This window comes from Streptomyces sp. NRRL F-2580 (assembly GCF_000720115.1).
Lineage (GTDB): Bacteria > Actinomycetota > Actinomycetes > Streptomycetales > Streptomycetaceae > Streptomyces.
In genome coordinates, this window is the sequence record NZ_JOIR01000005.1 from 78,032 (window position 1) to 95,882 (window position 17,851).

The 17,851-nt window shown below is 72.0% G+C and carries 16 protein-coding genes; 4 read left to right on the top strand and 12 right to left on the bottom strand.

Features of this window, described 5'->3' with window-relative positions; genetic code table 11:
• Positions 1-96: 96 nt before the first annotated feature.
• Positions 97-768 carry an endonuclease NucS gene (gene nucS / locus IF88_RS0106460; protein ID WP_030708169.1) on the bottom strand — a complete coding sequence of 224 codons (672 nt, stop codon included), beginning with the start codon at positions 766-768 and terminating at the stop codon, positions 97-99.
• Between the two features lie 220 nt (positions 769-988).
• Here nucS and IF88_RS0106465 point away from each other — a divergent pair, with 220 nt between their 5' ends.
• A complete protein-coding gene (locus tag IF88_RS0106465; protein WP_030708170.1) occupies positions 989-1,381 on the top strand; it encodes an SCO5389 family protein in 393 nt (130 codons plus the stop codon).
• A gap of 16 nt (positions 1,382-1,397) precedes the next feature.
• Here IF88_RS0106465 and IF88_RS0106470 read toward each other — a convergent pair whose 3' ends face one another.
• Positions 1,398-2,429 carry an LLM class flavin-dependent oxidoreductase gene (locus tag IF88_RS0106470; protein ID WP_030708173.1) on the bottom strand — a complete coding sequence of 344 codons (1,032 nt, stop codon included), beginning with the start codon at positions 2,427-2,429 and terminating at the stop codon, positions 1,398-1,400.
• 229 nt (positions 2,430-2,658) lie between these two features.
• Here IF88_RS0106470 and IF88_RS0106475 point away from each other — a divergent pair, with 229 nt between their 5' ends.
• Positions 2,659-2,985: a hypothetical protein gene (locus IF88_RS0106475; protein ID WP_030708175.1), complete on the top strand. Its 327-nt coding sequence runs from the start codon at positions 2,659-2,661 to the stop codon at positions 2,983-2,985.
• Positions 2,986-3,002: 17 nt separating this feature from the next.
• Here IF88_RS0106475 and IF88_RS0106480 read toward each other — a convergent pair whose 3' ends face one another.
• The 7 genes from IF88_RS0106480 to mce form a co-directional block, all read right to left on the bottom strand.
• Positions 3,003-3,839 (bottom strand): ABC transporter permease, encoded by an 837-nt coding sequence (locus IF88_RS0106480; protein ID WP_030708177.1) that lies wholly within the window; start codon positions 3,837-3,839, stop codon positions 3,003-3,005.
• The gene (locus tag IF88_RS0106485) at positions 3,836-4,951 is read right to left on the bottom strand and encodes an ABC transporter ATP-binding protein (protein WP_030708178.1); all 1,116 of its coding nucleotides are present in this window, start codon (positions 4,949-4,951) and stop codon (positions 3,836-3,838) included. Before IF88_RS0106485 ends, IF88_RS0106480 begins: the two co-directional genes overlap by 4 nt.
• Before the next feature lie 146 nt (positions 4,952-5,097).
• Positions 5,098-5,868 carry an ABC transporter permease gene (locus tag IF88_RS0106490; protein ID WP_030708179.1) on the bottom strand — a complete coding sequence of 257 codons (771 nt, stop codon included), beginning with the start codon at positions 5,866-5,868 and terminating at the stop codon, positions 5,098-5,100.
• A 2-nt stretch (positions 5,869-5,870) separates the two neighbouring features.
• Positions 5,871-6,893 (bottom strand): ABC transporter ATP-binding protein, encoded by a 1,023-nt coding sequence (locus IF88_RS0106495; RefSeq protein ID WP_030708180.1) that lies wholly within the window; start codon positions 6,891-6,893, stop codon positions 5,871-5,873.
• Positions 6,894-6,997: 104 nt separating this feature from the next.
• Positions 6,998-7,936, bottom strand: a complete 939-nt coding sequence (locus IF88_RS0106500; protein ID WP_030708181.1) for a cellulose-binding protein — start codon at positions 7,934-7,936, stop codon at positions 6,998-7,000.
• Between the two features lie 197 nt (positions 7,937-8,133).
• The gene (gene scy / locus IF88_RS0106505; RefSeq protein WP_030708182.1) at positions 8,134-12,690 is read right to left on the bottom strand and encodes a polarized growth protein Scy; all 4,557 of its coding nucleotides are present in this window, start codon (positions 12,688-12,690) and stop codon (positions 8,134-8,136) included.
• Positions 12,691-12,883: 193 nt separating this feature from the next.
• Entirely contained in the window at positions 12,884-13,312 is a 429-nt protein-coding gene (mce, locus tag IF88_RS0106510; RefSeq protein WP_008738238.1) for a methylmalonyl-CoA epimerase, read from the bottom strand.
• 135 nt (positions 13,313-13,447) lie between these two features.
• Between mce and IF88_RS0106515 the strand changes: the two genes are divergently transcribed.
• Together IF88_RS0106515 and meaB are read left to right on the top strand one after the other, a co-directional pair.
• On the top strand, positions 13,448-14,647 hold the full coding sequence (locus tag IF88_RS0106515; protein ID WP_030708183.1) for an acetyl-CoA C-acetyltransferase: 1,200 nt from the start codon (positions 13,448-13,450) through the stop codon (positions 14,645-14,647).
• A gap of 94 nt (positions 14,648-14,741) precedes the next feature.
• Positions 14,742-15,704: a methylmalonyl Co-A mutase-associated GTPase MeaB gene (meaB, locus tag IF88_RS0106520; protein WP_030708186.1), complete on the top strand. Its 963-nt coding sequence runs from the start codon at positions 14,742-14,744 to the stop codon at positions 15,702-15,704.
• 106 nt (positions 15,705-15,810) lie between these two features.
• On the opposite strand, the gene IF88_RS41980 is transcribed toward meaB, so the two are convergent.
• The 3 genes from IF88_RS41980 to IF88_RS0106535 all read right to left on the bottom strand — a co-directional run bounded on the left by IF88_RS41980 (position 15,811) and on the right by IF88_RS0106535 (position 17,840).
• Entirely contained in the window at positions 15,811-16,377 is a 567-nt protein-coding gene (locus IF88_RS41980; RefSeq protein ID WP_051836537.1) for a PepSY domain-containing protein, read from the bottom strand.
• 118 nt (positions 16,378-16,495) lie between these two features.
• On the bottom strand, positions 16,496-16,972 hold the full coding sequence (locus IF88_RS0106530) for a MarR family winged helix-turn-helix transcriptional regulator (RefSeq protein ID WP_030708190.1): 477 nt from the start codon (positions 16,970-16,972) through the stop codon (positions 16,496-16,498).
• A gap of 64 nt (positions 16,973-17,036) precedes the next feature.
• Complete coding sequence (locus IF88_RS0106535) at positions 17,037-17,840, bottom strand: AIM24 family protein (RefSeq protein WP_030708192.1); 804 nt, start codon at positions 17,838-17,840, stop codon at positions 17,037-17,039.
• Between the last annotated feature and the right edge of the window lie 11 nt (positions 17,841-17,851).

The window sequence follows — 17,851 nt, forward strand, 5'->3', positions numbered from 1 at the left end:
ACGCCGACGGCTCCGTCCCCTTCGGGACGGAGCCGTTGCGTCAGTGGGCGCTCGGTCGGGCAGCCGGTCGGTCGGGCAGCCGGGTGGGGCCGGGGATCAGAACAGGCGGAGCTTGTCGTCCTCGATGCCGCGCAGCGCGTTGTAGTCCAGGACCACGCAGTCCATTCCGCGGTCCGTCGCCAGCACCTTGGCCTGCGGCTTGATCTCCTGGGCGGCGAAGATGCCCCGGACCGGCGACAGGTGCGGGTCGCGGTTGAGGAGCTCCAGGTAGCGGGTCAGCTGCTCGACGCCGTCGATCTCGCCGCGCCGCTTGATCTCCACGGCCACCGTCGCGCCGGAGGCGTCCCGGCACAGGATGTCCACCGGACCGATCGCGGTCATGTACTCGCGCCGGATCAGGGTGTAGCCCTCACCCAGCGTTTCGATGCGGTCCGCCAGGAGTTCCTGGAGGTGTGCCTCGACGCCGTCCTTGATGAGTCCCGGGTCGGTGCCGAGCTCGTGGGAGGAGTCGTGCAGGACTTCCTCCATGGTGATGATGAGCTTCTCGCCCGCCTTGTTGATGACCGTCCACACCCCGGCGTCATCACCGCTCCCCTCCTTGAGGGTGCACGGGGGCGACATCCAGTTGAGCGGTTTGTACGCCCGGTCGTCCGCGTGGATCGAGACACTGCCGTCGGCCTTCACGAGGATCAGACGGGGTGCCGAGGGCAGATGGGCGGTGAGCCGGCCCGCGTAGTCGACGGAGCAGCGGGCAATGACGAGACGCATGGTCGGCAACGCTACTCGACGAGAAGGCCTCCACGCGATTCGCCCCTGAAAGCCCCCTTCGCGGATGGCGCGTTGTATGCGCATTCTCCTGGTGCGCCACCCATGGGGCGCCTACCGTGGTGAGCGGGAGGTGGCGGAGCGTGCACTGTGCGTCGCGGCCTCCTTCCCTGCCCGTAAGGCTCCGGCAACCCAATCAGCCGGGGTCGCGAGAGGAGAACCCATGTCGCTCGACGTCTCACCGGCCCTACTCGAACAGGCCGAGCGAGGCGAGGTCGACGAAGCCGCTTTCGTCGACTGCGTCCGGACCTCCCTGCCCTACGCATGGGAGATGATCAGCTCGCTGGTGGCCCAGCTGAAGGTGGACGGCGGACAGTTCGCCGACAACCAGACGCCGCCGCCCGACGAGCAGGCGCGGGGGCAGCTGCTGCGTGCCCTCGCGAGTGACGCGATACGGGGTGCCCTGCAGCGGCACTTCGGAGTGCGCCTGGCATTCCAGAACTGTCACCGGGTTGCGGTGTTCCCGCTGAACCCCTCGGTGGACGACCGGCTGGCCAAGTTCACTTCGATCCGCGGTCAGCTGCTCAACCAGTCGCCGGAACTGCGGGACTGCTGAGCAGGTCCGGTAGATCTCAGCCGAGGCGGGGCAGGACCTCGACGCCGAGTCGTCGTACGTTCTCCTCCGTCGCGGCGAGATCGCCGGAGCCCTCCGTCAGGAGGGCGAAGCGTGTGATCCCCGTCCGTGCGGACGTGACCGCCAGCCGGTCCGCTGCCACCTCCGGGGTGCCCACCGGGTGCAGGTCGCACAGCAGTTCCGTGTACGCGAGCGGATCCCGCATCGCGCGTACGCGCCCGTCCACGGTCACGTGCGCGTCCAGGCCCTGCTTGAGCCAGCCCGGCATCGCCTTGAGCAGGGTCTCGCGGGCGTCCGCCGTGCGGTCCGCGAGCTGGCACACCCCGGCGGAGACGTGTCCCGCGCCGGCGACGTGCTCCCGCGAGTGGCCCGCCGCCAGCGCCGTGCCGCGCCACAGCGCGACCATCTCCGCCTTGGTCTCGTCCCCGCAGTGCATGCCGAGGAGCATCGGCAGCCCCCGCTGCGCGGCCAGCCGCACGGAAGCGGGAGAGGTGCACGCCACGATGACCTCCGGCCCCGAGCCGTCCCCGTCCAGGGCCTCCGACGGCCGCGGTACGACGGCCACCTCGCGGAAGCCGTACCGCTCGCCGGCGGCTCCCACCCGCGCCTCCGTCAGCCAGCGCCGCAGCAGGTCCAGGGCCTCCGGGAAACCGTTCTCGTACGAGTCCAGACCGCCCCCGAACACTTCCAGGTCGACCCACGGCCCGCCGCGGCCGACCCCCAGGGTGAACCGGCCGCCCGAGGTCACGTGGAGCAGCGCCGCCTGCTCGCCGAGGGCCACCGGGTGCGTGCTCGGCAGCACGCTCACCGCCGTGCCCACCCGCAGCCGTCGGGTCCGGCCGAGCAGCAGGGCCGCCAGGGTCACCGCCGAGGGGCAGACCCCGTACGGGACGAAGTGGTGTTCGGCGAGCCAGACCGAGTCGAGCCCGGCCTCCTCGGCCACCTCGGCGGTCCGCACCGCCCGGTGCAGCGCCTCTCCCTGTCCCTGGCCCGGGAACTGGGCCGCCAGTACAAACGCTCCTACGCGCATCGCCTTTAGCCTCCTCGCGGCTGACGCGGCCTCCCCCAGGTGGACCGGTTCTTCCTATGGCAACAACGTCTGACACGTGCCAAAGGCACGGGCCCACAGGAAAGTTATTGGGATTGTCGGGCCATTCCTCTTCGCGCCGACGCCTTCCTCAGCCACCCTGCGGGTACCCGGCCTCGCTGCGCGTAGTCTGGGAGAAAGTCACTGCCGTCCGCCCTTCCGTGAGGTATACGTGTCACCGCGCAACAGCCGCCCCAGGGGCGGCGAGACCCCGGACGAACGCCCCGGCACCGGCCTCGACCGCTACGGGCTGGAGCGCACGGAGGAGTACCAGGGCGAGGACTGGAAGGTCCGGCACGTCGCCGGTGCCAGCGCGGCCGGCAAGCGCTACCGCTGCCCCGGCTGCGACCAGGAGATCCCCTCCGGCACCCCGCACCTGGTGGCCTGGCCGGAGTACGGCGGCGTGGACGACCGGCGGCACTGGCACAAGGCGTGCTGGAACGCGAAGGACCGCCGCACCTCAAAGGTGCAGCGGTCGCGTAACGCGCCGAGGTACTAGAGCACCCCGGGGCGGCCTTAGACGTCCCGGCGGCCGACCGACAGGTACGAGGCGGTCACGGCCGCGCCCGTCACCAGCACGATGAGCAGCACGTGCGAGAGGGTGCTGGGCGCCGCGCCCAGGTCGCCGCCCTCCTTCATGCCGAAGAGCTGGCTCAGTGCCACCGGCACGTTGCGCTGGAGGATCGCCCGCCCGACCGGCGCCACGACCTCCCAGCTGCTGAGCATCGCCCCTATCACCGGCGGCAGCGTGACGAGGCCGAGCATGACGGCGATCGCCCCGGCGGAGTGCCGCACGAGGGCGCCGATCGCGAGCGCGAGCACGCCGAGCAGGGTGACGTAGAGGCAGCCGAGCAGCGCGCCGAGCCACTCGTGGAAGGCGTGCGAGCCGGCCGCGGCGCCGTCGTGGACGAGCGACGCGGCGATCCCGACCACGAAGACGGACAGCGCGGTGGTGACCAGGGCCGTGGCGCTGAAGACGAGGTACTTCGCGGTGAGCACCCGGTACCGGTCCGGGGCGGCGGTGAACGTGGTCCGTGCCAGCCCGGTGCCGTGCTCGGAGGTGATGGTCAGCACGCCGAGGACCACCACCGCGATCTCCCCGACCAGGAGGCCGAAGAGGGCGGGTGTGGTGAAGGTGATCCCCTCGTAGTCCCCGTCCGAGGTCTGCGAGACGAAGAGCAGCCCGACGCCCACGACGATGAGCACGAGCGAGCCCAGCGTCCACAGGGTGGAGCGGAGGGAGACCAGCTTGGTCCACTCCGAGGCCACGGCGTGCCCCAGGTGCGGCCGCGGCGTGGGGAGGGTGGAACTGTAGCTCCGGGGCCGCTCCGGCGTCGTGGTCGTCGGGGTCATCGTGTGTCCTCGGGGGATTTCTTGGCGGTGCTCGTGAGCTCGCCGGGACTGCCGGGCATGAGGAAGGGCTGCCCGCCCGCTGCGGGTGGCGGCGGCGCGAAGAACCCCGTCTGCGGGACCTCCGGCGGCGCCGGTTCCTCCTCCCACGCCGGGAGGGTCAGCGGTTCGGGCTCCCAGAGCTCGGCCCGCGGGTCCTCGGTGGAGGTGTACTCGACGGCGGACTGGGTCATCCGCATGTACGCCTCCTCCAGCGAGGCGTGGTGCGGTGACAGCTCCCACAGCCGTACGCCCGCCCCGTGCGCGAGGTCCGAGATGCGGGGCAGCTCCAGGCCGGTCACGCGCAGTGCTCCGTCGGGCTCCTGGAGCACCCGGCCGCCCGCCTTGGTGAGGGCCGTACCCAGCGTGTCCCGGCCATCCGGATCAGTGTCGGCCGCGCGCACCCGAGCGAATCCGGCCGAGTTGTGCGCGATGAACTCCTGGGTGCCCATGTCGGCCAGCAGCCGGCCCCGCCCGATCACGATCAGGTGGTCGGCGGTCAGCGCCATCTCGCTCATCAGGTGCGAGGAGACGAAGACGGTGCGGCCCTCGGCGGCGAGCCGGCGCATGAGGTTGCGGACCCAGAGGATGCCCTCCGGGTCGAGCCCGTTGACCGGCTCGTCGAAGAGCAGCACCCGCGGGTCGCCGAGCAGGGCGGTGGCGATGCCGAGCCGCTGGCCCATGCCGAGCGAGAAGCCCTTCGTGCGCTGCCTGGCGGCGTCCTGGAGCCCGACCACGGCCAGCACCTCGTCCACCCGCTTCTCCGGGATCCCGGAGAGCTGGGCGATGGACAGCAGGTGGGTACGGGCCCTGCGGCCGCCGTGCACGGCCTTGGCGTCGAGCAGGGCCCCGACGTGCCGCTGGGCGTTCGGGAGGTCCCGGAAGGGCTGGCCGTTGATCGTGACGTGACCGGAGGTGGGCCGGTCCAGGCCCACGATCATGCGCATGGTGGTGGACTTCCCGGAGCCGTTGGGCCCGAGGAATCCCGTGACGTGACCCGGCTTGACCTGGAAGGACAGCTGGTCGACGGCGGTCTTGGCGCCGTAGCGCTTGGTCAGGCCGACTGCCTCGATCATCTTGCTGCCCCTTACCAGGCCGGGACGACTTTCGCCCGCGTAAGGGTTAAGAGGATAACGAGCTTCCTCTGGTTCCGTCCCGGGCCGGATCCCTGAGCTGCCCCTGAGACCGACCCGGGGATCCCCCGTAGTACGTCAGCAGGAGGTCAGGCGTCCCTCTTGCGGAGGACGGCGTAGCCCCCGAGTACCGCGGCCAGCGTCCAGAGGACCATGATCCCGAAGCCGCCCCACGGTCCGTACGGGGTCTCGGGGGACCCGAAGGCGTTGGGTACGACCTGCATGATCCGCGCCCCGGCGTTGCTCGGCAGGTACTGGCCGACCGTACGGGTCGCCTCGAAACCGTTCAGGAGGTTCGAGACGATCAGGAAGAACGGGATCAGGATGCTGATGGCGGCGACCGAGCTGCGCAGCATGGCCGCCACGCCCATGCAGAACAGGGCGAGCAGCGCCAGGTACAGTCCGGCGCCGATCAGGGCGCGCAGCACGTTCTCCTCGCCGACGCCGATCCCGAGGTCACCGAGGAGCGCCTGGGTGAGGAAGAACGACACGAAGCTGGTCAGCAGGCCCACGACCAGGGCCAGCGCCGTCGCCACCGCCATCTTGCCGAGCAGGAAGTGCCCGCGGCGCGGCACGGCGGCCAGCGAGGTGCGGATCATGCCCGTGCTGTACTCGGTGCTCACGACCATCACACCGAAGACGATCATCGCCAGCTGTCCGAACTGCATCGAGGCGAAGCTCATCGCGGTGGCGTCGAAGGTGGCCTGCTGGGCCGCGTCCAGATTGTTCTTGTCGAACGTGGCGCTGAAGAGCGCGGCGAAACCGGTGGTGACGAGGAAGACGAGGGCGAGGGTCCAGCTGGTGGAGGCGACCGTGCGGATCTTGGTCCACTCGGACTTGAGGACGGCGGTGAAGGCCATGGTCACTCGCCGCCCTTGCGCGTCGCCTCGTAGCCGGCGCCCCAGGCGGGGACGTCGGCCGGCCGGGCGGGGTTGTCCGCGGCCATGCCCGGCGGGACCGGGGCGCCGGGTGCGCCCGGTGCGTGGGCGTGGTATTCGACGGAGTCGGCCGTCATGCGCATGAACGCTTCTTCCAGTGAGGCCCGTTGCGGGCTGAGCTCGTGCAGCACGATCTGGTGCCGGGCGGCGAGCTCGCCGAGCTGTTCCGCGCTCGCCCCGTCGATCTCCAGCGTGCCGGTGGCGGGAACGCTGACGGCGTTGATCCCCGCGTCGTGCAGGACGTCCTTGAGCCGTTCCTGCTGCGGGGAGCGCAGCCGGACGTAACTGCGGGAGTTCTGCTGAATGAAATCGGCCATCGGTAGATCGGCCAGAAGCCTCCCTTGACCAATGACGACCAAATGGTCTGCGGTCAGCGCCATTTCACTCATCAGATGGGAGGACACGAAGATCGTTCGCCCCTCCGCCGCCAGGCCCTTCATCAGATTGCGGATCCAGAGAATTCCCTCCGGGTCCAGACCATTGACGGGTTCGTCGAACATCAGGATTTCCGGATCACCCAGCAGCGCGGAGGCGATTCCCAGCCGTTGGCCCATGCCCAGCGAAAATCCTTTGGACTTCTTCTTCGCCACGGCCGTCAGCCCGACCAGGTCCAGCACCTCGTCGACCCGGCTCTGCGGGATCTCGTTCGACTGGGCCAGGCAGAGCAGGTTGTTGTAGGCGCTGCGGCCGCCGTGCATGGCCTTCGCGTCCAGCAGCGCCCCGATGTGCTTCAGCGGCTCCGGCAGCTCGCGGTAGTGCTTCCCGTCGATCCGGACCGTCCCGCTGGTCGGATTGTCGAGGTCGAGCATCATGCGCATGGTCGTGGACTTCCCTGCCCCGTTGGGGCCGAGGAAGCCGGTCACCACCCCCGGTCGGACCTGGAAGCTGAGGTTGTCCACGGCGGTCTTCGCGCCGAATCGTTTGGTAAGTCCCTCTAGCTCGATCATGCGGCCACGCTAGAACGCCCGAGGGCCCTACGCCACCTCGAAAAGGTGACCCAGGGCCCTCGGTCGGGCCAAGCGCGTGTGACGGGTTTCGGCCCGCCGGTCGATCAGCGGCTCTGCTGCGCGGGGACGCCGCGGCTGACCGGCTCGTCGTCCACGATCGGGTTGGCCGCCGCGACGGCCGCACCGGTGAGCGTCGCCAGCATCTCGCGGACGTTCGTCAGCTGCGCGTTGATGGAGTCGCGGCGGTTGGTGAGCGCCGCCAGCTCGCGCTCGGACTCGCTGCGGATACGGTCCGCCTTGGCGTTGGCATCGGCCACGATGTCCTCGGCCTGGCGCTGAGCGGTCTCCACGGTCTGCCGGGCGCGGCGCTCCGCGTCCGTACGCAGCTTCTCGGCCTCCAGGCGCAGCTGCTCCGCGCGGTGCTCGATCTCGGCGAGACGCTTCTCGGCCTTGGCCTGACGCGAGGCCAGGTCGCGCTCGGACTGCTCACGGCGCTTGGCCAGGTTGGTCTCGAAGTCCGCGGCGGCCTGCGCGGCCTTGGCACGGGTCTCCTCGAACAGCGCGTCGGCCTCCTCGCGCTTGGAGGCCGCGTCCTTCTGGGCCTCCGCGCGCAGGGTCGACGCGTCGCCCTTCGCCTTCTCGACGATGCGGACGCCCTCGTCCTCCGCCTTCGACTTGCGGTCGGCGGCGAACGACTCGGCGTCGTTGCGCACCTGCTGGGCGGCCGACTCGGCGAGCTCGCGGTGCTGCTCGGCCGCGCGACGGGCCTCCTCGCGCAGGTCCTTCGCCTCCTCCTCGGCCAGCCGAAGGATCTTCTCGACCCGGGCGCCGAGACCGGCGTACGACGGCTCGGCGTCGTTCACCTGGGCCTGGGCGTTCTGCGTCTCGAGGTGCAACTCCTCGATCCGCTTTTCCAGAGAGTTGATACGTCCAAGGGCGCTGTCGCGGTCGGAGACCAGCTTGGTAATGCGGTCGTCCACCTGACCACGGTCGTAACCACGCCGCACGAGCTCGAAGCCGAAGGGGGAGGAAGTGTCGCTCATGGGGTTCCTGTCGAATGAGACCGATGAGGTGCTACGTGAGGTGTTAAGGGGAATCCTAGGCGCCCGAGCGGCGTGTCATCGAGTCAATCCACGTTTGATCTGGACAATGACACCCCTTTTGAGTGGCAAGGCGACAGAATGCTTGTCACTCGTTCGCCTGAACCTCCATCAGGTGGACACATTCCCGTCGGGTTTGACTAGCCCTCTGACGTCTTGCCACCCGAACGAGTGGACCCCGCGGTCACTCCTGCCTTCACGCCCCCCGCGCCCTGGCCGCCGACCGCCGGCTTCCCGCCGCCCGAAGGCGCCTCGAATGATTCCAACGCCTCAAGAACGTCCTGGACACGGGAGATCTCCGCCTGAATGTCCTCGCGCCGACGCACCAGGACCTCCAGCTCACGGCGGCCCTCGTCGACGAGGCGTTCGGCCTCCGCCTTGGCCTCCGCGAGAGCCTTCTCGGCCTCCCGGGCCAGCTCCGCCTTCTTCTGCTCGGCCTCCTTGAGCAGCGCCTCCGCCTTGCGCACCGCCGCGATGCGCACCTTGCTCGCCTCGCTGCTCGCGTCCGACACCAGGGCCTTGGCCTTCGCCTCGGCCTCGACGCTCTGCTCGGTCGCCGCGCGCACCAGCTTGTCCACGCGCTCGCCGGCCGACTTCATCTGCTCGGCGGACTCCCGGCGGGCCCGCTCGTGCAGCTCCTCGACCTCGCTCTCGACGCGGCCGCGCAGCTCCTCCGCCCGCTCCCTTATGGCAGCCGCGTCCGTGCGCGCGCCGACCAGCAGCTCGTCCGCGTCCGTCCGGGCCTTCTCCACCAGGGAGTTGCCCTCGACGGTCGCCTCCGAGGTGATCCGCGCCGCCTCCTTGCGGGCCGCGTCGACCATCGCGTCGGCCTGCTCCTCGGCCGCCGTGGTGGCGGCGAGGGCCTGCTGCTGCGCGTCGCCCGTGAGCTTGTCGGCCTCCGCGGAAGCCTCCGTGATGAGCCGGTCGACCTGCTCCGCCGCCTCGCTGCGCCGCTTGTTGGCCTCCTCGCGGGCCTCGTCCAGCAGCCGCTCCGACTCCGTGCGGGCCTCCGCACGGATCCGCTCCGCCGCGGCCGCCGCCTCCGCCTTGACCCGCTCGGCCTCCGAGCGGGTACGGGTCGCGTGCTCCTGCGCCGAGGACAGCGCCTCCGACGCGTCCGCGCGCAGCCGCTCGGCCTCGCCGGCCGCCTCGCCGACCGTGCGCTCGTTGTCCTTGCGGGTCCGCTCGGTGAGCTTCTCCGCCTCGGACGCCGCCTCGGCGATGAGCCGGTCCGCCTGCTCGGCCGCCTCGGTGCGCAACCGGTTCGCCTCGGCGCGCGCCTCGTCCAGCGTCCGCTCGGACTCCCGCTCGGCGCCCGCCAGCGTCTCGTTGGCCGCGACCGTGACGCGGTCCGCCTCCGCGGTGGCCTCGCCGATGATCCGGCCGCCGTCCGCACGGGCGTCGTCCAGGACGCGGGCCGCCTCGGCGCGCAGCCGCTCGGCCTCCGCCGCCGCCTCGCCGACCGTGGCCTCGTTGGCCGCCCGGGTCTCCTCGATGAGCCGGTCGCCCTCGGCACGCGAGTCGAGGATGATCCTCGCGGCGTCGCGTTCGGCGCTCGCCAGCGTCTCCGCCGCCTGCGCCTTGAACCGTGCCGCATCGGCGCCCAGCCGCTCGGCCTTCGCCGCCGCCTCGCCCACGGTGGCCTCGTTGGCCGCCCGGGTCTCCTCGATGAGCCGGTCCGCTTCCGCCGACGCCTCGGTGATGAGCCGGTCGACCTGCTCCGCGGCCTCGGTCCGCAGCCGGTTGGCCTCGGCGCGGGCCTCGTCCAGGGTCGCCGCGGCCTCGACGCGGGTGGCCTCCGCCGCCTGCGCAGCCTCGGTCGTGATCCGCGAGGCCTCCGCCTCGGCCTCGGCGACCGCGGCCGCGTTCGCCGCGAGGGTCTCCTCGGTGAGCCGCTCGGCCTCCGCCGTCGCCTCGGCCGTGATCCGGGCGCCCTCGGCGCGCGCGGCCTCCAGGGACTCCGCCGCCTCGCCGCGGATGCGGTTCGCGTCGTCACGGGCATCGGCCCGGGTGCGCGCCGCGTCCCGCTCGGACGCGGCCAGCGCGTCCGTGGCCTCCGTACGCACCCGCTGCGCGTACTCGGCGGTGTCGCCGCGCAGCTGCTCCGCCTCGGCGATCGCCTCGCCGACCGTCCGCTCGGCCAGCGCCTTCGCCGCGTCCGTCTCGGCGCGCGCCTCGCTGCGGACCCGGTTGGCGTCCTCGGTGGCCCGCTCCCGTTCCGCGTAGGCGTCGGAACGGACCCGGCCGGCCTCTTCCTCGGCCTCCGTCTTCGTACGCTCCGCCGCGTGCTCGGCGGCGTTGCGCAGTCCGGCGATCTCCTCCTCGGCCTGCTCGTGCAGCCCCGCCACGGCGTCCCGCACCTGCTGGGCGGTGGCCTCCGCCGCCGACACCAGCTCCGACGCGCGGCGCTCGGCCTCCTCGGTCAGGCGGGCCGCCTCGGCCTGCGCCTCCTCCGAGCGGCGGCGGGCCGCGGCCAGCAGCTCCTCGCTCTGCTCGCGGGCCTGCGCCCGCTCCTGCTCCGCGTCCGTGCGGGCCGACGCCAGGGTCTCCTCGGACTCCCGGCGGCGCCGGGCGGCCTCCTCCTGCGCGGCGGAGAGGGCCTCCGCGGCCTCCTCGGCGACCCGCTCGGCCGCCGCCTTCGCCTCGGCGCGCAGCCGGTCCGCGGTCTCCTGCGCCTCCGAGCGCACCCGCTCGGCCTCGGCCTCGGCCTCGCCGCGCAGCCGTACGGCGACCTGCTCGGCCTCCGCGCGCACCCGCCCGGCGTCCTGCGCCGCGTCGGTGCGCAGCTGGTCGGCCTCCGCCTCGGCCTGCGTCTGCAGGGTGCGGATCCGCTCGGCCGACTCGGCGCGCAGCCGGTCGGTCTCCTCCGCGGTCTCCCGGCGGATGTTCTCCGCCGCCCCGCGGGCGTCGCGCAGCGTCTGCTCGGCCGTCGTCAGCCGGCCCTCGGCTTCGGTGTGCAGCCGTACGAGCTCCTCGTCGGCCTCCGCCCGCCGGGCGGCGACCGCCTGCTCGGTCTCCTCGCGCCGCGCCAGGGCCGCGGCGTCGGCCTCGGCGCGTACGGCCTCGGCCCGCTCCTCGGCCTCGGCGTGCAGCCGCTCGGCCTCGGCGCGGGTCCGCTCCAGGGTCTCCTCGGCCTGCTTGCGCAGGGTGCCGGCCCGCTCGACGGCCTCGGCGCGGACCCGCTCGCTCTCGGCGGTCGCCCCGCCGCGCAGCTCGTCCGCGTCCGCCTTGGCCTTGCCGAGCAGTTCCTCGGCGGTCCGGGCCGCCTCCTCGATCTGCTGGACCGCCTCGCGGCGGGCCTCGCCGCGGATCCGCTCGCCCTCGGCGACGGCCTCCGCGCGCAGCTGCTCGGCCTCGCCGCGCAGCCGCCGGGCCTCTGCCTGGAGTTCGACCGTGCGGGCCCGGTACTCCTCGGTGTCGTCCTTCGCGGCGCCCTTGAGCTCGTCGGCCGTGGCCGCGGCCTGCAGGCGCAGCCGGTCGGCCTCGGCCTCGGCCTCGCGGCGGATCCGCTCGGCCTCCTCGGACGCGGCCCGGGTGGTGGCCCGAGCGTCCTCCGAGGCCTTGTTCAGTACGTCCTCGGCGGTGCGGGCGGCCTTCGCCAGCTGCGCCGCCATGTCCTCGGCCGCGGCCGTACGGGCCTGCTCGCCGGCCTCGGTGCGCTGCCGCTCGGCGTCCGCGCGGGCGTCGGCCAGGGCCTGTTCGGCCTCCGCCTTGAGGGCCTCGGCCTCCTTGGTGGCCTCGCCGACCAGCCGGGCGACCTGCTCCTTGGCGGTGCGGGTGCGCTGCTCGTTGACGGACTCCGCCGACGCGAGCTGGCGGGCCGCGCTCTCCTTGGCCTCGGCGAGGACCCGCTCGGCCTCGGCCCGGGCCTCGCGCAGCGCCGCCTCGGCCTCCTGCGCGCGGGACTCGGCCACCCGGCCGAGGTCCATGGTCTGCTGCCGGGTCTGCTCGGCCTCGGCGGAAGTGGTGGAACGCAGCCGCTCCGCGTGCTCGGTGGCCTCCTGGGCCTGCGCGGAGGCGGCGGTCAGCAGCCGCTCGGCCTCCTTGCGGGCGCGCAGCAGCGTGGCCTCGGCCTCCGAGCGGGCGGCCTCCGCGTCGGCGGCCATCCGGCGCCGGGTCTCCTCGGCGACCCGGGCGGCCTCGGCGCGGGCGGCGTTCAGGGACTGCTCGGCCTCGGCGCGGGACTCCTCCATGAGCCGGCGCGCCTGGGACTCCGTACGGGCGCGCAGCTGCTCGGCCCACGCCACGTTCTCGTTGACGTGCGCCTCGACGGTCTGACGGCGCTCGTTGAGCTCCTGGTCCAGCCGCTGGCGGCGGTTGACGGCCTCGGCGTGCAGCTCCGCCTGGAGACGCGCCTGGTGCTCGGCGTGCTCCTGGAGGATGCGCTGGGTCTGCGCCCGGGCGTCGCGCAGCTCGCGCTCGGCGTCGGAGCGCATCTGGTCGGCCTGGATCTGGGCATTGCGGAGCAGCTGCTCCGCCTGGTAGCCCATGTCCGCGCCGTCGTAGGCGGGGCGGGACGCCAGCGATCGACGTACCTCGTGGAGCTTGGCGCGCAGCACCTCGACCTGGTATCCCAGGTCCTCAGCGTGCTGGACGGCCTTCCCGCGCTCCTTCTTCAGCCGCTCCATCTCGGCTTCGAAGCGCGAGAGATGGTCGGCCCCGGCCTGATGGCTCTCCTGGCTTTCGTAGCCCCGCACAGCGCGGTCCCATCCGTCCCCTGGTCGCAAGCTCACTCCCAAATGAGCATCGCTCGCCCGCTGAACGACGCCCCCGGGGGAATGGTGTCAGATACCGGGGCAGGGGTCACAGGCCCCGACCCCGTCTCCGCACCGAACCCCGGCCGAGCCATGGCCACTCTACCGGCCGGGGAATCGGGCCATCAGTGGTCCATCAGTGCTCGGGGTTGGAGGTGACCAGTTCGGTGAGGACGCCGTGGCAGTCCTTGGGGTGCAGGAAGGTGATCGAGGAGCCCATGGAGCCGGTGCGGGGCTGGTCGTAGAGGACGCGGACGCCCTTGCCGCGGATGGCCTCCGAGTCGCCCTGGACGTCCTCGGTGCCGAAGGCGATGTGGTGGACCCCCTCGCCGTTCTTGGCCAGCCACTTGCCCACCGCGGAGTCCTCGCGGGTGGGCTCCAGCAGCTGGAGGTAGGAGGCGCCGCCGTCGGACGTCTCGTTGATCTTCAGCATGGCCTCGCGGACACCCTGCTCCTCGTTGACCTCGGAGTGGAACACCTCGAAGCCGTACGTGGCACGGTAGAACTCGACGGTCTTGTCCAGGTCGAAGCAGGCGATCCCGATGTGGTCGATTCTTGTCAGCATGGTGACAGTGCACCGCCGAAGGGGGCGGTCACGCAACGTGCGCGCGATCACACCGGCAGCCCGGTGACCGCTGCGGTACCGCCCAGTACATTCACGTAAACCCTCGTTCACTCCTCATCCAAGGGGCTGTGCCTCATGTCCGGATCGAACAACACCACTTCTGTGATCGTCGCCGGGGCCCGCACGCCCATGGGGCGGCTGCTCGGCTCGCTCAAGTCCTTCTCGGGTGCCGACCTCGGCGGCTTCGCCATCAAGTCCGCGCTGGACCGGGCCGGGATCTCCGGTGACCAGGTGCAGTACGTGATCATGGGCCAGGTGCTGCAGGCCGGCGCGGGCCAGATCCCCGCCCGCCAGGCGGCGGTCAAGGCCGGCATCCCGATGAACGTCCCCGCGCTCACCATCAACAAGGTGTGCCTCTCGGGCCTCGACGCGATCGCGCTCGCCGACCAGCTGATCCGCGCGGGCGAGTTCGACATCGTGGTCGCGGGCGGTCAGGAGTCCATGACCAACGCCCCGCACCTGCTGCCCAAGTCCCGCGAGGGCTTCAAGTACGGCGCCATCGAGATGCTCGACGCGATGGCCTACGACGGCCTCACCGACGCCTTCGAGAACATCGCGATGGGCGAGTCGACCGAGAAGCACAACACCCGCCTGGGCATCGAGCGCGCCCCGCAGGACGAGTTCGCCGCCGCCTCGCACCAGCGGGCCGCGGCCGCGCAGAAGAACGGCGTCTTCGAGGCCGAGATCACCCCGGTCGAGATCCCGCAGCGCAAGGGCGAGCCGGTCATCTTCTCGGCGGACGAGGGCATCCGCCCCGAGACCACCGCGGAGTCCCTCGGCAAGCTGCGCCCCGCCTTCGCCAAGGACGGCACGATCACCGCCGGCACCTCCTCCCAGATCAGCGACGGCGCGGCCGCCGTGGTCGTGATGAGCAAGGCGAAGGCCGAGGAGCTCGGCCTGGAGTGGATCGCCGAGATCGGCGCCCACGGCAACGTCGCGGGCCCGGACAACTCCCTCCAGTCGCAGCCGTCCAACGCGATCCTGCACGCCCTGAAGAAGGAGGGCCTGGAGGTCTCCGACCTGGACCTCATCGAGATCAACGAGGCCTTCGCCGCGGTCGCCGTGCAGTCAATGAAGGACCTCGGCGTGAGCCCGGAAAAGGTGAACGTCAACGGTGGCGCCATCGCCCTGGGCCACCCGATCGGCATGTCCGGTGCGCGTGTGGTGCTGCACCTGGCGCTGGAGCTGAAGCGCCGCGGTGGCGGGATCGGCGCGGCCGCGCTGTGCGGCGGCGGTGGCCAGGGCGACGCCCTGATCGTCCGCGTCGCCAAGTAGGCACCGCCGGGCCGCCGGGCCCCCATCACGGGTGCCCGGCGGCCCGACCGTACCCGCACCCGTACCCGTACGAGAACCGAGGAGCGCAGCACGTATGACGGCGGTGGACGTCCCCCAGCTGGTGGCCCAGGCGCGTGAGGGCCGGCCGAGAGCGGTGGCCCGGCTGATCTCGCTGGTCGAGGGGGCGTCCCCGCAGCTGCGGGAGGTGATGGCCGCGCTGGCCCCGCTCACGGGCGGGGCGTACGTGGTCGGGCTGACGGGATCGCCGGGCGTCGGCAAGTCGACCTCGACCTCGGCGCTGGTGTCCGCGTACCGCAAGGCCGGGAAGCGGGTCGGCGTCCTCGCCGTCGACCCGTCCTCGCCCTTCTCGGGCGGCGCGCTGCTCGGCGACCGGGTGCGGATGTCGGACCATGCCTCGGACCCGGGGGTCTACATCCGCTCCATGGCCACCCGGGGGCACCTGGGCGGGCTGGCGTGGGCCGCCCCGCAGGCGATCCGGGTGCTGGACGCGGCCGGCTGCGAGGTGATCCTGGTCGAGACGGTCGGCGTCGGCCAGTCGGAGGTGGAGATCGCCTCGCAGGCCGACACCTCGGTGGTGCTGCTGGCCCCCGGGATGGGCGACGGGATCCAGGCCGCGAAGGCGGGGATCCTGGAGATCGGTGACGTGTACGTGGTGAACAAGGCGGACCGGGACGGCGCGGACGCGACGGCCCGGGAGCTGAACCACATGCTGGGGCTGGGCGAGGCGCGGGGCCGGGAGGACTGGCGGCCGCCGATCGTCAAGACGGTGGCGGCGCGCGGGCAGGGCATCGACGAGCTGGTCGAGGCGCTGGAGAAGCACCGGGCGTGGATGGACGAGCGGGGGGTGCTGGCCGAGCGGCGCGCGGCGCGGGCCGCCCGGGAGGTGGAGACCATCGCCGTGACGGCCCTGCGGGCGCGGATGGCGGACCTGCGGGGTGACGCGCATCTGGACGCGCTGGCCGCGAGGGTTGCCGTGGGCGAGCTGGATCCGTACGCGGCCGCGGACGCCCTGCTGGCGACGCTGACCGAGGCCTGAGCCTGGGCCTGGGCCTGGGGCTGAGGCGGGGGGCGGGGTGCGCCGCCGTGGCGGGGGCGCTGCCCCCGAGCCCCCGCGCCTCAAACGCCGGCGGGGCTGGACGGGGTCAGTTGCTGTCGTCGTTGTCGTCCGTGTCGGAGCCGGACTCGGTCACCTTGCCCGTGGCGTGGTCGACGTGGGCGTTCCAGGTCTTGCCGTCGGAGGACCTGACCTCGACCTCCCAGTAGGGGGCGCCGCCGTCCTCGCCGTCCTCCCAGTTGAGGGACCAGACCTGTCCGGGGTGGGCGGCCAGGGCCGCCTTCATCGCCTGTTCGGCGGTGACCTTGGCGGCGACCAGGTCCTTGTGCTCGGCGGCGTTCTCGTCCGTATCGCGATTGAGCTCGGTGACCGTGCCGTCGGCCGCCACTTCCAGTTCGGCGTGGCCCTTGCCGTCCTTGCTGATCACGTCGACGTTCCAGACGGTGCCGTCCTTGTCGAGGGACTCGACGACGCCCGGGTAGTGCTTCAGGGCCGCCGCCGATGCCTCCTCGGCCGTCTCGGCGGAGGGGACGGCGGCCGCGGCCGCCGTGACGCTTCTCGCGGTGTCGGCGGATGCCGCTGTCGCGGCCGCCACCGGGCCTCCCACGATCAGGACCACGGACGCGGCCGCAGAGATGTACGTGTTGCGCTTCATGACTGGACCTCCTCAGGCCGGCCATGGCGCTTACGGTTACGCGGCGGCGGCCGGCAGCGGGCGGATAGTGCCCATTGTCCGGCCGACCGCCGTGCGGGGCGCGTCGAGCGCCCGGGGCTCAGACCTTGCCGCGGGTGCCGCGCAGGTGATCCGCGACCGGGGTCAGCGAGGCGCGCAGCGCCGCCAGGGCCTCCGGCGGCAGCAGGTCGATGAAGTGCTGGCGGACGGACGCCACGTGGTGCGGGGCGACCTTGCGCATCGTCTCCATGCCCTCGTCGGTGAGCACCGCGTACAGGCCGCGGCGGTCGGACTCGCAGTTCACCCGGCGCACGAGGCCCGCCGTCTCCATGCGCGTGATCTGGTGCGACAGTCGGCTCTTGGACTGCAGGGTGGCGGTGGCGAGGTCGCTCATCCGCATCCTGTGGTCCTGCGACTCCGAGAGGTTCACGAGGATCTCGTAGTCGTTGTTGGTGAGTCCGAAGGGCTGGAGATCCTTTTCCAGCTGGTGCATCAGCAGTCTGCTGACGTCCAGGTGGGTGCGCCATGCGCACTGCTCGGCGTCGGTCAGCCAGCGGGTGGCCGTCTCGGTCTCCATGGTCTCCATGAATGAACTCTACCTAAAAAGTTGAATTACGTACAAAGATCGGATGTCCGGGGTCTCACAGTCCGAGGCGGCGCTGGAGATCACCCAGCTGTCCCGGCATCCGCGGCACGCCCAGCTGCCCCATCGGCCCCTGGCCCGCCCCCGGCACGCCCTGCGCGTTGCCCGTGGCCGCGCCCGCGCCGACCGCGCCGACCGCCTGCTCCGCCATCAGCATCTCCGACGACTGCAGCAGCACCGTCCCGGCCCCGACGAACTCGAACTGGTGCTCCTCGCCCGAGCTGCCCCCGATGCCGGTCAGCGAGCGCAGGCCGCCCAGCACGCCGGACATGTAGCCGTGGTCGTAGTGGTGGCACGGCGAGGGGCAGTCCGCCCAACCCACCAGCGCCTGCGGGTCCACGCGCAGCGGCGGCTCCATGAACACCACCGGGCCGTTGGACGCCGCCACGAACTTCCCGGTTCCGATCAGCGTCAGGAAGCCCGGGACGATCGACTGCTTCAGGGCGAGCGTGGGCTGGTACGCGAGCAGGTTGCCCGAGCGGATCGTCAGGTTGCCGTTGTCGAGGTCGTACGAGTTCACGTCGAAGGCCCGGTCGGCCAGCAGCATCTTGCCCGAGCCCTCGGCGACCACCCAGTCGCTCGCGTGCAGCGGGGAGTGGAAGCTGGTCCGCAGCAGGCGGTCGAAGCGCCCGTTGCCGATGCCGTTGAACTCGATGCGCCCGTAGTACGAGATCATCTTGCCCTTCTGCAGGAACCACTGGCTCCCCTTGAGCTCCACGCAGAAGGTGTACGCGTTCACGTTGTCGTCGGAGGGCAGCGTGTACGGGTCGAAGACCGTCGGGCCGCCGGGTCCGCCGGTCACAGGGCCAAAGT